The sequence below is a fragment of the Frankia canadensis genome (assembly GCF_900197875.1).
GTDB classification, from domain to species: Bacteria; Actinomycetota; Actinomycetes; order Frankiales; family Frankiaceae; genus Frankia; species Frankia canadensis.
Genome location: NZ_FZMO01000334.1, coordinates 62969 through 77095, shown reverse-complemented (window position 1 = coordinate 77095; position 14127 = coordinate 62969). Strand labels below are relative to the sequence as shown.

The following is a 14127-nucleotide window of genomic DNA, read 5'->3' as shown; positions in this document are numbered from 1 at the left end:
CATCATTACCTAGAATGCATGTCGCGCGACAACGCGTTACCGCTGGTCGGCGGAGAAACGATCAGCGGGCCCCGGCGATCGGCCGGCCGGCCGCCCCGTGTTCAGTCGAGGGGTGTGCGGGCTATCACGAGCAGGGTACGGAACGGTTCGACGACGATGCCGTCGGGAAAGGCCCGCAGGACGGTGCGCCGCTCGGCGTCCAGAAAGTCGTCGAGACGATCACCGATTGCCGCGACGTAGGACCTGGAACGCTGCCAGATCAGATAGTCGTCAATTCCGATGCGACGCGCCCAGCGCCCGGTGAGCGTGACCACCTCGTCGAAGTGACCCGTCCAGCGCAGCTCGTCGGCGAAGGGCCGCCGGCGGTAGTCCCGACGATAGCCCGGGCTCATCCGTTCCAGGCGCTCCTGCTGCCGCTGCCACCAGCGCGCGTCCGGCGCGTCGACGTCGTTCCACCACACCGCGAGCGCGCCGCCGGGGCGCAGCACCCGGGCGGCCTGCGCCGCGGCGACCGGCACGTCCACCCAGTGCCAAGCCTGCGCGTAGGTGATCAGATCGGCCACCGAGTCCCGAAACGGCAGCGCCTCCCCGTCGCCGCGCAGCGCCGGCAGGTCGGGAGTGCGCTCCAGCAGGCGGGCGAGCATCGCCGTGCCGGGCTCCACCGCGACGACCCGCGCGCCGCGATCGCGCAGCAGGCGGGTGGCGATACCGGTGCCCGCCCCCACGTCGACGACGTCCGCGCCGGCGAGCGGCCGGCCGAGGATGCGTTCGATGTCGGTGAGGACATGCTCCGGGTACCCCGGACGCGCCGCCGCGTAGGCGTCCGCCAACGGGTCGAACAACGAGCCGGTGGGGATACGACCGTGTGTCACACCGCACATGGTGCCGATCCGCGGCGGCCCTGTCAGCCTCCGGGCGGCACTGTCAGCCCTGCGGGAGGCTCAGTCCCGCGACCGAGGGCGCGGCGAAGTGCAACCGGGTGAACGCCAGCGCCTCCGCGAGGTCGGCCTCCCGCTGCGCGCGCGACTCGGCGCGCCGCGTGTTGATCTCGACGACGATCGTGCCGTCGAACCCGCGGATGGCAAGCAGTTCCAGCAGGTCGGCGCAGGGCTGCGTGCCGCGGCCGGGGACGAGGTGCTCGTCCTTGGCCGAGCCGACGCCGTCGGCCATGTGCACGTGGACCAGCCGCTCCCCGAGCTCACCGGCCATCGCCATCGGGTCGGAGCGCGACACGCTGGTGTGCGACAGGTCGAGGGTGACGTGGGCGTAGTCGTCCTCGACGGGCGACCAGTCCGGCGCGTAGGCGGAGACCTCCCGGCCCCGGGCCCGCAGCGGGAACATGTTCTCCACGGCGAAGCGGATGTCGGTCTCCCCGGCCATCCGCTCGATGCCGGTCACGAACTCGCGGGCGTAGTCCCGCTGCCAGCGAAACGGCGGGTGGACGACGACGGTGGGCGCGTCGAGGGACTCGGCCACCGTGCGGGCGCGGACCAGCTTCGCCCACGGGTCAGTACCCCACACCCGCTGGGTGAGCAGCAGGCAGGGCGCGTGGATCGCGAGGATCGGGATGCCGTGATAGTCGACGAGACGGCGCAGCGCCTGCGGATCCTGGCTGACCGGATCGGTCCAGACCATGATCTCCACGCCGTCGTACCCGAGCCGGGCGGCCATCTCGAAGGCCGACGCCGTCGACTCGGGATAGGTCGACGCGGTGGACAGCGCGACCCGCGCCGCCGCAGCGTTCGGGCGCGGCGTGGCCCGCGGCGCCACCCGCGGCGAGGCGATGATCGACCCGGTCGTGCGGCCGGTGGCAGGGGTGGCGCCCGGGGCGCTGGACGCGTCGCCCGGCCCGTCGCCGTCGGCCAGGGGCTGCTCCGGTGACGGGTCGGGCGTCATCACGACCGGCGGAACCGGCCGTGTGCTCTCCCGCCACACCCGCAATCCATCTCCCTGCCGTGCGATCCGGCGGCCGGGCCTGCCGGCCGACCCCCTCACCAAGGCTAGGCCATCTCCGCGGGTTCGCCCGGGGAGATGGCGGGCGGACGAGGGTGCGGATCCCCACATCGCGCGTGACAGCGGCCACATCCGACAATCGTCTCGCCGGCATCCGATATCGGCAACCCAAATGTCCCTTTTGGGCGTCGTGACAAACACCCGGTCAGCCCGAGGTGAGCCAGTCCAGCCGCCGCAGGATCACACCCTCCCGCAGCGCCCACGGGCAGATCTCCGCCTCCTCGACGCTGAACAGGTCGAGCGCCTCGGCCGCCACCACGGCGCCGGCGAGCAGCTGCCCCGCCCGCGACGCCGACACGCCCGGCAGCGCCGCCCGCTCCTGCGCGGGCATCCGGGCCAGCCGGGCGACCACCTCCGCCACGTCGTCGCGCCGCAGCACGCGCCGGGTGTAGGGCCCACGGCTGTACGGCTCGGCGCCGGCGATGCGGGCCAGCGAGCGAAACGTCTTCGACGTCGCGACGGCCCGGGTGTGCTCGCCGAGGTGGTAGATCGTGCCGACGACCGGCGCGATCTGGGCGCGAACGTAGCGGCGAAGCTCGGCGAGCTCGCCCCGCTTCGGCGGATCGCCCGCGGCCAGCCAGTCCCGGGTCAGCCGGCTCGCGCCGAGCGGCAGCGACGCCACCACCTCCGGGTCCTCGTGCATGCCGGCACCGATCTCCAGCGAGCCGCCGCCGATGTCGAGCGCCAGCAGCCGCCCGGCACTCCAGCCGAACCAGCGCCGCACGGCGAGGAAGGTGAGCCGGGCCTCCTCCTCCCCCGACAGCATCCCGATAGCGACGCCCGTCGCGCCCTTGACCCGGTCGAGCACCTGTTCGCCGTTGCTCGCCTCGCGCAGCGCCGACGTCGCGAAGGCGGCGAGGTCGTGGACGCCGAGCGCGTCCGCCTGCTGGCGCATGTCCAGCACGCACGCGGTGAGCGCCTGCTCGCCCTCGGGCCCGAGCGACCCGTCGGCCTCCAGCAGCTCGACCAGCCGCAACGGCACCCGCACACTCGCCGCCGGCTGCGGCTGCCCGCCCCGGTGCGCGTCGACGACCAGCAGGTGGACCGTGTTCGACCCGATGTCGATCACACCGAGGCGCATCGGTCCCGGATGCGGCCCGGCGGGTAGTGGGCTGACGTCGACCGCGGCCCCCCGGGCCGGCGCGCCCGGGGCCAGCACGCCGGGCGCCAGACTCACCGCCCCCCCCCGCGGGCCCCCCCGCCACGCCCACCGCCAGAACCTCTCCGGCCACGACGCCATCCCCGCCCGCGGCGCCCCCGGCGGGGACGCCCTCGGCGGGAGCCTCCCCCGGCGGCGCGCCGGTCTCCTCCCCTGCCGGCGTCTCCCCGTCTGACGAAGCCCTGACCAGCGCCTTCCTGGCCGAGGCAGCCCCGGACGAGGAGCTCGCACGGTGGGTCCCGAGCGGGAACCACCCCCCCGGGCGCACACCACCGAGCACCTGACCACCGCCCCCTCAGAGCGTGACCCCTGAGGTCACGGCTCGAACTTGTAGCCCAGCCCCCGCACCGTCACCAGGTGCCGCGGGTTTCCGGGTTCCCGCTCAATCTTCGTCCGAAGCCTCTTGACATGTACGTCGAGGGTCTTCGTGTCCCCGACGTAGTCCGATCCCCACACCCGGTCGATCAGCTGGCCACGCGTCAGTACCCGACCGGCGTTGCGCAGGAACATCTCGAGCAGCTCGAACTCCTTGAGCGGGAGCGTCACCGTGGTGCCGTCGACCGTGACGACGTGGCGCTCCACGTCCATCCGGACCGGGCCGGCCTCCAGCGTCGCCTCCGTGACCTCCTCGGTCTCCGAGCGGCGGCGCAGCACCGCCCGGATCCGGGCGACGAGCTCCCGGGCCGAGAACGGCTTGGTGACGTAGTCGTCCGCGCCGAGCTCCAGGCCGAGCACCTTGTCGATCTCGCTGTCCCGGGCGGTCAGCATGATGATCGGCACGCTGGAGCGGGTCCGCAGGGTGCGGCACACCTCGGTACCGGACAGGCCGGGCAGCATGAGGTCGAGCAGGACGAGGTCCGCGCCACGGCGGTCGAACTCGGCCAGCGCGCTGGGGCCGTCGGCGACGACCCCCACTTCGAAGCCCTCCCGTTCGAGCATGAACGACAACGCATCGGAGAAGGACTCCTCGTCCTCGACCACGAGCAGCCGGGTCACCTGTTTTCCCCTGTCACCTCGGACGGACCGGCCGACCCGGACCGTGCGCTGGCAACGACGCCCCGCCCACCATGATCACCCCTGGCGTCATGGTCGTCAGGAACATCGCCGAACTCGTCGGTGGCGCCGGAACCGGCCGGCACCTCCACGCCGCCCGCCTCGGGCGTCCCACCGGAACCGGGCGCCTCGGCCGCGCGGCCCGCCGCACCGGAGCTGGCCACCTCGCCGGAACCGGAACCGGCTTCCCCACCGGAGCCGTCCACGCCGGCCGTCTCGACCGTCTCGGCCGTCTCGGCCACGTCATGCTCCTCGGCGGGGGCGACGGCGGCGGGGTCGTCGGTGAACAGCGGCAGTCGCAGGGTGAACGTCGACCCGGCGCCCTCGGCGCTCCAGACCGTGACCGTCCCGCCGTGGTTGGTGGCGATGTGCTTGACGATCGCCAGCCCCAGCCCGGTGCCGCCGGTCGCCCGGGAGCGGGCCGGGTCCGCCCGGTAGAACCGTTCGAACACCCGCTCCAGATCCCGCTCGGAGATGCCGATGCCCTCGTCGGCGACGGAGATCTCGACCGTGCGCCCGCTGCGGCGGACGCCGAGCACGACGCGGGTGCCCCGCGGCGAGTAGCTGATCGCGTTGTCCAGCAGATTCGCCACCGCGGTGACCAGCTGGTTCTCGTCGCCGAGCACGCGCAGCCCGCCGTCGCCGATGACGGCGACGGAGATCGCGTGGGCCTGCGCGGCCAGCCGGGTGCGGTCGACCGCCTCGGTGAGCAGCTCCGCCGTCGGCAGCGGGCGCAGGTCGGGCAGCGGCTCCGCGCCCTGCAGCCGGGACAGGTCGATGATCTCCTGGACGAGCCGGGCGAGGCGGGCGGACTCGTGCGTCATCCGGGAGGCGAACCGGCGCACCGCCACCGGGTCCTCGCTGGCCGCGGCGACCGCTTCCGCGAGCACATGCAGCGCGCCGACCGGGGTCTTGAGCTCGTGGCTGACGTTGGCGACGAAGTCCCGCCGCACCGCCTCGACCCGGCGTGACTCCGTGATGTCATCCAGGATGACAGCAACATGACCGGCCGAGTCCAGGATGCGCGCCCGGGTGCGCACCGCGAGCGCCTTCTGGTCCGGTCGCGGCCGGGTGAGCGGCGGTTCGGGCACCGGCGGCAGGTCGATCTGGCGCTCACGGTCGCTGCCGGCGAGCCGGGTGGCGCGAACCAGCTCGGCCAGCTCAGCGAGGGCGAGCTCGTCCTGGCGGACCACGCCCATCCGGCGGGCGACCGTGTTGACCATGACCACGCGGTCGGCCGAGTCAAGCACGACCAGCCCGGTCGGCAGTCCGGAGAGCACCCTGCGGACCAGCCTGGCCGGCAGGACGGCGCCCTCGTCAGCACCACCATCCGGCCCGGTAGGCGCGGAATGGGGGGATGTCCTCCCGGGTACCAGCGTCATTGTCCATCCATGGTGTCGAGCCGGCCGACGGCGAGGGATAACTCGACGTAGTGTGCACGGGTTGTCACGGCATCTACCGACCTGTCACCCACCCGCCGCATGCTAGGTGCCGCCATGCCATGCGGGCATCGCCCTGCAAGCCTTCAGCGCCGATCGTCGCCCGTTGTTCATCGGATCTATCGTCGATGTTCACCGAACCGCGAGAGGTGCGCATCATCGTCGAGTTTCGGCGCGCCTACCGTCGCCGTTCCCGTGATCAGATGGATCCACGCATAGTTCGACGTCCCACCTGAACCACCCCTGCTGCCCCACGAACCATCATCGAAGAGAAGGAGCCGTCCGTGCGGGACGCCTTCACCGACGAACTCGAGAGCATCAACCAGTCACTGATCGAGATGACCAACCTGGTCGCCTCGGCCATGGCGCGGGCGACGACCGCTCTCCTCGACGCCGATCTCCAGCTCGCCGAGAACGTGATCAGCGGGGACGAGACTGTCGACCTGCTGCGCAACGAGATCGAGGAGCGGGCCTTCGACGTCATGGCCCGCCAGGCGCCGGTCGCGACCGACCTGCGGATGATGGTCACCACGCTGCGCATCGTCGCCGATCTGGAGCGCATGGGCGACCTCGCCCTGCACGTGGCGAAGGTCGCGCGCCGCCGCTACCCCGGCCGGGCGGTCCCGCCGGAGCTGCGGGCCAACCTGCTGGAGATGGGCCAGGTCGCGCAGCGCATCGTCGCCAAGGCCGGCTCGGTGATCGCCAGCCGGGACACCGACCTCGCCAAGCAGCTCGAGGCCGACGACGACGCGATGGACGGCCTGCACCGCGCGCTGTTCCACGTGCTGATCGAGAAGCCCTGGCCGCACGGCATGGAGGCGGCCATCGACATCACCCTGTGCGGGCGCTACTACGAGCGCTACGCCGACCACGCGGTCTCCGTGGCCCGCCGGGTGATCTATCTGGTCACCGGGGAGAACGCCGCCTCCTGAGGGAACCTGACCCAGGCCCGCGACGACGCGCGGGCCTGGCGGCATGTCTCGCGCTACTTCTTCGAGCCCTGGGCGGCGACGGCCGCCGCGGCGGTGGCGGCGGCGTCCGGGTCGAGGTACCCGGAGCTGACGACGCCGAGATCGTCGTCGAGTTCGTAGCGCAGCGGGATACCGGTGGGGATGTTCAGCCCGGCGATGTCGGTGTCGCTGATCCGGTCGAGGTGCTTGACGAGGGCCCGCAGCGAGTTGCCGTGCGCGGCGACCAGGACGGTCCGCCCGGCGCGCAGGTCCGGCACGATCGCGTCGTACCAGTACGGCAGCATCCGGACGACCACGTCGGCGAGGCACTCGGTGCGCGGGATGAGGTCGGGGGCGAGGTCGGCGTACCGCTCGTCCACCCCGCTGACCTGCTCCGGGCCGATCTCCGGCGGCGGCGTGTCGTAGGAGCGGCGCCACAGCTGGAACTGCTCCTCGCCGAACTTCTCCAGCGTCTCGGCCTTGTTCAGGCCCTGCAGGCCTCCGTAGTGGCGCTCGTTGAGCCGCCAGGAGCGCCGGACCGGCACCCAGGTCCGGCCGGCGGCGTCGAGCGCCAGCCACGCGGTGCGGATCGCCCTGGTCAGCACGGACGTGTGCACCACGTCCGGCAGGACACCCGCCTCGAGCAGCAGCTCACCGCCGCGGGTCGCTTCCTTCAGGCCCTTCTCGGACAGGTCGACGTCCACCCAGCCGGTGAACAGGTTCTCACGGTTCCAGTTGCTCTCACCGTGGCGGAGCAGGACGAGAGTCGGCATACCCGAGATCCTGCCTGGTGGGTCCGGGACTCGGCCAGCATTGCCGGTTCCTGCCGGTGTCCGTCCGCGTCATGGCCGGTCACGGCCGGTAGGGGACATGCCACGCAGGCCCGGACGGGCACGACCGGCCCGCAGGCGAGGACATCACCCGACGGGTAGTCGGCGAAGGGAGCGGTTCCGGGAGAAGGAAGCGGTCCGGCGAAGGGAACGGTCCGGGCGAAGGGAACAGTCCCGGAAAACGAGCGACCCCCGGGTGCCTCCGTCGCCGCGCGATGCGGACAACGGGCCGTCGGGACTTGTCGACGGCAGCCCGGGGGTCGGGTGATCTGCCTGGTACTCGCCGGTGCCGGTGCCCGTGGGCCACCCGGCTAGAGGTGAGGACCACGAGACCGGCTAGCGGACAGTCACCTCACGAGTCCTATGAGCATACAAAGTTTGGACCACCTCCCTTCTCGTGTACCGACGACGCTACGCGGCCCGGGCCGGGGCTCGCAACGCCTTTTTCCGCGCGCCGAGTGCGACGATCGCAACACCCCGTCCGGGAACAGGACAGCCCCGACCCGGCCAGGCCTGAGGAGTCCGCACCGAAGCCGGGACGCCGGACACCCGACACCCGACACCCGACACCCGACACCCGACACCCGACACCCATGATCATCGCCGGTGTCGGTGTCAACCGGAACATCGAGGAGGGGCGGACTTCCCATGGGCGGGAAGCGCGCGCAGGGGACAGCGGCATCGTGTCGCGAATACGGCGTGTCGTGTCCGGTTTGTCCCCGTGTTCGCGACACGAACCGCCGTGACGTTGCCAGAACACGGCCACGAACCGCCGCGAGGCCGTGTAGGGCGGATCCCTGACCGCGGTCGCAGAAGATCAGGGCGCGGGGCCGCTCGACGCGGACGGCCGGGGCGCCACTCCACGGAAGACGGCCGGGGCGCCACTCCACGGAAGACGGCCGGGGCGCCACCACTGCTGGGCCTGCCGGGGCTCGGTTGCCGGGCCTAGACTCGGAACATGACAGCAGGGTCACCCTTGCCCTCCCCCACCGATCCCGCTACTCGCTCCGCGCTGCTGGGCCTACCTGGCGCGGTGCCGGGCACGGGGCCTGACGCTCTGGTCGCCGCTCACTATGGCGATCCGCTGCGCGAGCAGCGGGCGATGGCCACGGGGGCCGCCGTTGTAGACCGGTCGGACCGGGCGGTGATACGCATCGCGGGGCCGGACCGGCTGAGCTGGCTGCACAGCATCACCTCGCAGCATCTGTCCGGGCTCGGCGCGATGCGCGGCAGCGAGGCGCTCGTCCTGTCGCCACAGGGGCACGTGGAACATCATCTCGTCCTGGCCGACGACGGCGCCGCCACCTGGGTGGATGTCGAGCCTGGGACGGCCGCCGGGCTGCTGCGGTACCTGGAGTCGATGCGGTTCCTGCTGCGGGTCGAGCCGGTGGACGTCAGCGCGGACACGGCCGTGCTGAGCGTGCTCGGGCCGGCGGCGGCGCGCACGGTCGCCGCGGTCCTCCTCGCCCCTGCCGACCCGGCCGCTTCCGCACCAGGCGGTGCGACCACGGACAGCCAGGCTGACGCGCCTGGCCGCCTCGACCTGCCCGAGCCGCTGTCCCCCGAGCCGACCGGCGCGCCGGTCAGCGGCCCCTACTCGGTCGCCCGCGCGGCGGACGGCACGCTCGTGCGACGGATGCCGTACGGGGTGGATCTGCTGGTCGAGCGGTCGGCCGTCGCGGGGACGGTCGAGCGGCTGCGGGCCGCCGGCGCGGTGCTCGCCGGGCTGTCCGCCTTCGAGGCGGAAAGGATCGCGGCGCGCCGGCCCCGGCTGGGCTTCGAGACCGACCATCGCACGATCCCGCACGAGGTGGGCTGGCTGACCAGCGCCGTGCACCTGGACAAGGGCTGCTACCGCGGTCAGGAGACCGTCGCCCGGGTGCACAATCTGGGCCGCCCGCCGCGCCGGCTCGTCCTGCTGCATCTGGACGGCGCGGTGGCGGCGCGGGGGTCGGCGGTGACGGCCGGCGGCCGTGAGGTCGGCTTCGTCGGCACCGCCGAGACGCATGCCGAGCTCGGGCCGATCGCGCTGGCGATCGTCAAGCGGTCCGTGCCGGCGGACGCCGCCCTGGTCGTCACCGACCCGGACGGCGCCGACCTCGCGGCGGCGATCGATCCCGACGGCGAGGTGGCGGTCCAGGCGCCCCAGCGCCCCGCCGGGCGTCTTCTGCGTTCCTGACTCCCGGCAAGGCCGCAGGTCGCCGAGCTGCCGCCGGTCAGGAGCTGCGGGCCAGCGCCTGGTCCAGCTCACGGGCGTCCGGGTCGGTGCTGTGGCGGCGCAGACGTCGGCGCAGCTCGTCGGCCCGGCGGGCGTTGCGCTTGGACCGGGTCGCCTCCAGCATCGGCAGTGCCTGCCGGGTCAGCGCGCAGCCCTGGTCGACGTTGCCCAGGTCGATCTGGACGGCGGCCCGGCGCAGCAGGTAGGTGGCCCGGTCCCGGGCGCGGGCGGCGGGCAGGACGGCGAGGGACCGCTCCAGCCACCGGTCGGCCTGGATGAGGTGGCCGAGGTCGATGAAGCAGCTGCCGATCTGGGCCTGGTACTCGCCCTCGTCGAAGTAGTCCGCCCAGGCCGGGTCCTCCGGGCGGGCCTCGTCCATCGCCTCCTCGGAGCGGGCGAGCGCCTCGGCGCAGGCGGTGGACTCCCCGATCGCGGCGTGTGCCCGGGCCCGGCGCATGTGCAGCATCGCGCCGACCCGGCCGGTGACGGGGCCGAGGCTGGCCACGGCGGCCTCGGCGAGGTCGACCGCCTCCCGCGGGCGGGCGAAGTCGACGCACTGTAGTGACATGTTCTTCAGCACGTTCGCCCCGAGCATCCGGTCGCCGCCGGTGTGCGCGGCGTGCAGCGCCGTGATCCAGTAGCGCTGCGCGGCCGTGTGGAACCCGGCGTCGAAGGAGACCCAGCCGGCGAAGCGGGCGAGCTCCGCCGCGACCGTGTGCAGGTGCCGGCCGACCACCTCGGTGTACGAGCCGCGGACCAGCAGATCGGCGACCACCCCGAGCTCGGCGTCGACGAGGCGGCGCACGCTCTCACCGCCGAGACGCTCGTCCATCACCCGCAGGCCGGGGATGTTGTGTTCGATCCGGTTGACGATCTGGTCGTCGACGCGGCCGCCGGCGAGCGCGGCGGCCAGCATCCCCGGCTCCAGCCCGAGCCACTGGGTGGCGAGCTCGGTGGCGCCGACGCCGGTGATCGTCAGGAAGCCGCGGCGGTCGGACAGGGCGTCCTCGACGACGTCCATGAGGGAGGTGACGCTGCCGCCGGCGGTCCAGGGGTACTCGGTGCGCACGGCGTCGCCGGTGGGGAGCCAGGCGGGCCAGGGGTGCGACTCGAGACGATCGTTGGGCACGCCGAGCTCGGCCGCCAGGGCGAGCTGGGAGACACGGTCGGGAACGACACCGCGGTGCTCCCAGCGCCAGACCTTCTGGCGTTCGGCGGCCATGTTCGCCACCCCGAGGTCACGGGCGCGGCGAGCGACCACACGGGCCAGCCGCTGATAGGACCAACCACGCTGCGCGCGGACGAATGCAAGCGGATGTGTGCAGGCGTGCGCGTTATCCGTCAGCATCGACGATCTCCTCGGGTCAGATCTCCTGGGGTCAATTCCGTGAGCGCCCACTAACGCTATGTCGCGACATCTTGGTGTCCCTAGCGATGACCCCGGTGCGATGCGTGCACAGAGGTCACGCCCGGACCACTGGCAGCCACGATTGCACGGTTGTCGCCCGGAATGCCCGAATCTTCGCGGAGAATGCCCGAATCTCGACCAGTATATGCGCCGAGGCACCAAACACCGAAGATCATGCCATCTGCCGCACCCCGGAGACCACATCCGCCACAATCACGACGCACCACGCACTCGGGGAAAACCACCGCACCGCACCCGCCGGAACCGATCCGACCGGACACCACCATCGCAGTCGATGGGCGTTTGTCGGACAGCAAATCACAGTGGACGGGCCGTTGGTCCACGTTTCGCGAAAATATCGGGCACCGACTGTCGGAGGATTCCGGCAAACAATTGTTATCGGTCGGCGCCGTATATCCGGTTGAACCGATGCATGCGAAATTTCCGCTATCTACGCACCCGGAAGCGAGGCGAGCCGGGCACCCGCCGCGTCGAAGAAGGTCAGCGCGGAGCGCGGCGCGCGCAGCGTCACCGCGGAGCCGGGGGTGGGCGCGAGCGTGGCGTCGACGCGGATGGCGACCTTCTGGCCGCCACAGCGCAGGTACACGGCCCGCTCGGCGCCGAGTCGCTCGGCGACGACGATGTGGCCGGCCAGCGCCAGCCCGGCATCGTCCACGCCCTGCGGACCGCGCCCCTCCCGCCCGTCCGCCACGGAACCGGAACCGGTGCGGGCCGCGGGAACGCCGTCAGGGGTCAGGTGCTCCGGGCGCACACCGACCGCGACCGCGCCCGCGGGCGCCGGCACGTCGAAGCCGTCGCCGCGCAGCCGTCCGGCCTCGAAGCGGCCGTCCCAGATGTTCATCGGCGGGCTGCCGACGAAGCCCGCGACGAAGCGGGTCACCGGCGTGTCGTAGACCTCGTCGGGCGTGCCGATCTGCTGGAGACGCCCGTCCCCGAGCACGGCGACCCGGTCTCCGATGGCCATCGCCTCGGCCTGGTCGTGCGTCACGAACAGGGCGGTGGTGCCCAGGCCGCGCAGCAGGTCGACGATCTCGACCCGCAGGTCGACGCGCAGCTGCGCGTCGAGCCCCGACATCGGCTCGTCCAGCAGGATGACCCGGGACCGGGTGGCCAGCGCGCGGCCGATCGCCACCCGCTGGCGCTGGCCGCCGGACATCGCCGCGGGCCGGCGGTCGGCGAGCTCGGAGATGCCGAGCAGGTCGAGGGTCTCCCGCGCCCGCGCGACGGCGGCGGCCTTCGGCAGGCCCCGGCCGTGGCGCAGCGCCAGAGTCAGGTTGTCCAGCGCCGTCTTGTGCGGATAGAGCGCGAAGTGCTGGAACACCATGGACACGTCGCGGCGGTGCGGTGGCACGCCGAGCTGGCTCGTCCCGTCGAAGCGCAGGTCGCCGGAGCTCGGCTCGTCGAGACCGGCGCAGATCCGCAGCAGCGTCGACTTCCCCGAGCCGGACGGCCCGAGCAGCGCGACGATCTCGCCGGCCCGCACCGACAGCGACACCTCCCGCAGCGCGGCCACGGCGCCGAACGACCGGCTGACCCGGTCGAACTCGATCGGCACCCCACCGACCACCGCACCGCCGAGCACCGCACCGCCGACCACCGCACCAGCGACCACCGCACCAGCGACCCCGACAGCCACCTCGCCGGCCCTCCCGCCGGCCGCCTCACCGACCGGGGCGCTCACCGGTTCAGCTCCTCGGCCTGCGTCTGGGCGTCGGCCAGGGTGCGGGCCGGATCCTCGCCACGGGTGATGCGCACGACCTGGTTGGACAGCGCGGTGGGCACCTCACCGCCGCGGGCACCGGTCCACACGGGCGCCTTCACCAACGAGCCGGTCAGCGCGAGGAACGGCTTGAGCTGCGGGTAGGTCTCGTAGAACGGGCCGAGCTGACTGATCGCCTGACTGTCCACCGGAATGTAGCTGAACGCCTCGGTGCTGGCGGCGACCACGTCCGGCGACAGCAGCGAGACGACCAGCTCGGTCGCCATCTCCTGCTGGCAGCGATCGGTGGCGAGCACGGTCAGCGCGTTGCCGCCGGCGACCGGGTGCTGGCTGCCACCGGGCAGCGTCGGGAACGGGATCGCGCCCGCGCGGAACCCCTTCGTCCCCTGGTCGGCGATGAACTTCAGACCGCCGGCGAGCGACGCGACGGTCACCGCGGTGATGGCGACCTGCCGGCGGATACCGAAGCGCAGCAGGCCCTGCTGGGTCGGGTCGTCGGACTGCGGGCCGTAGGTGCCGACCTTCGCCAGGAACTGCGCGGCCTCGCGGGCGGCGGGGGTGGTCAGCGCCGGGCGGCCGGCGGCGTCCTGGATCGGCGTGCCCTTCGAGCTGGCCAGCGTGTTGAGCACCCACTGACCGAACTGCTGGCCGGTCGGCAGGTCGATCGGCTGGACGTTCTGCCCGGATGCCTTGATCTTGTCCGCGGCGGCGATGACGCCGTCGGTCGTGGTGAGCGTCTTCGGGTCGACGCCGGCCTTCTGCAGGATATCGAGGTTGTACACCAGCGCGAGCGTGGAGACCTGCTGGGGGATGCCGACGAGCTTGCCGTCGACCGTGCCCAGGCGCAGCAGGCGCTGGTCGTAGGTCGGACGCAGCAGCGACGGTGAGAGCACCTGGGCGCCGAGCTGGCGGGCGTAGACGGGCAGCTGGTCGAAGCCGGCGACGGCGACGTCGGCGGTCCGGCCGGCCGAGCGGTCGGCGCTGATCTGCTGGACGAGCGCGCTGTAGTCCGGGGCGGTCGCGGTCAGCTCGACGGTCAGGCCGGGGTGTGCCTTCTCCATGTACGCCTTGCCGGACTTCGCGACGTCGTTGAGCGTGCCGACGGCCGCCATCCGCAGAGTCTTCACCCTGGCGGCGCATTCGGGCGACGCCGTCGCCCCGGCCACGCCCGCGACGCCGGCGTCCGCCGTGCGGGCCGTCGGGCGCACGTCGTCGGCGGGGTTGGACGAGCCCCCGCCCCCGCCGCAGGCCGTGAGGACGATCATGCCGAGGGCGACGACCGTCGGCAGGGTTCGACGCATGCGCATCAGGCGGGG

The 14127-nt window shown here is 72.7% G+C and carries 11 protein-coding genes; 2 read left to right on the top strand and 9 right to left on the bottom strand.

Translation table 11 applies throughout. The annotated features are described in order from the left end of the window. Positions 1 to 101 precede the first annotated feature (101 nt). The 5 genes from C1A33_RS22790 to C1A33_RS22770 form a co-directional block, all read right to left on the bottom strand. Entirely contained in the window at positions 102 to 881 is a 780-nt protein-coding gene (locus C1A33_RS22790; RefSeq protein ID WP_101833391.1) for a class I SAM-dependent methyltransferase, read from the bottom strand. A 43-nt stretch (positions 882 to 924) separates the two neighbouring features. Then, on the bottom strand, positions 925 to 1896 hold the full coding sequence (locus C1A33_RS22785) for a sugar phosphate isomerase/epimerase family protein (protein WP_423748126.1): 972 nt from the start codon (positions 1894 to 1896) through the stop codon (positions 925 to 927). 262 nt (positions 1897 to 2158) lie between these two features. Next, positions 2159 to 3190, bottom strand: a complete 1032-nt coding sequence (locus tag C1A33_RS22780) for a Ppx/GppA family phosphatase (RefSeq protein WP_243407844.1) — start codon at positions 3188 to 3190, stop codon at positions 2159 to 2161. 297 nt (positions 3191 to 3487) lie between these two features. Beyond that, positions 3488 to 4168 (bottom strand): response regulator transcription factor, encoded by a 681-nt coding sequence (locus C1A33_RS22775; RefSeq protein WP_101833390.1) that lies wholly within the window; start codon positions 4166 to 4168, stop codon positions 3488 to 3490. Further along, positions 4165 to 5607: a sensor histidine kinase gene (locus C1A33_RS22770; protein ID WP_101833389.1), complete on the bottom strand. Its 1443-nt coding sequence runs from the start codon at positions 5605 to 5607 to the stop codon at positions 4165 to 4167. Before C1A33_RS22770 ends, C1A33_RS22775 begins: the two co-directional genes overlap by 4 nt. A 341-nt stretch (positions 5608 to 5948) precedes the next feature. Between C1A33_RS22770 and phoU the strand changes: the two genes are divergently transcribed. Next, positions 5949 to 6596, top strand: coding sequence for a phosphate signaling complex protein PhoU (gene phoU / locus C1A33_RS22765; protein WP_101833388.1), 648 nt, complete (start codon positions 5949 to 5951; stop codon positions 6594 to 6596). 53 nt (positions 6597 to 6649) lie between these two features. Here the strand turns inward: phoU and C1A33_RS22760 are convergent, their stop codons facing one another. Then, positions 6650 to 7387 (bottom strand): phosphoglyceromutase, encoded by a 738-nt coding sequence (locus C1A33_RS22760; protein WP_101833387.1) that lies wholly within the window; start codon positions 7385 to 7387, stop codon positions 6650 to 6652. A gap of 1015 nt (positions 7388 to 8402) precedes the next feature. On the opposite strand from C1A33_RS22760, the gene ygfZ reads away from it, so the two are divergent. Beyond that, entirely contained in the window at positions 8403 to 9623 is a 1221-nt protein-coding gene (gene ygfZ / locus C1A33_RS22755; RefSeq protein ID WP_101833386.1) for a CAF17-like 4Fe-4S cluster assembly/insertion protein YgfZ, read from the top strand. A gap of 37 nt (positions 9624 to 9660) precedes the next feature. Here ygfZ and C1A33_RS22750 read toward each other — a convergent pair whose 3' ends face one another. The 3 genes from C1A33_RS22750 to C1A33_RS22740 form a co-directional block, all read right to left on the bottom strand. Continuing rightward, complete coding sequence (locus C1A33_RS22750; RefSeq protein ID WP_101833385.1) at positions 9661 to 11010, bottom strand: NsdA family TPR-like regulatory protein; 1350 nt, start codon at positions 11008 to 11010, stop codon at positions 9661 to 9663. 511 nt (positions 11011 to 11521) lie between these two features. Then, complete coding sequence (locus tag C1A33_RS22745) at positions 11522 to 12673, bottom strand: ABC transporter ATP-binding protein (RefSeq protein WP_101833414.1); 1152 nt, start codon at positions 12671 to 12673, stop codon at positions 11522 to 11524. Positions 12674 to 12768: 95 nt separating this feature from the next. Continuing rightward, entirely contained in the window at positions 12769 to 14121 is a 1353-nt protein-coding gene (locus tag C1A33_RS22740; protein ID WP_101833413.1) for an extracellular solute-binding protein, read from the bottom strand. Positions 14122 to 14127: the final 6 nt, after the last annotated feature.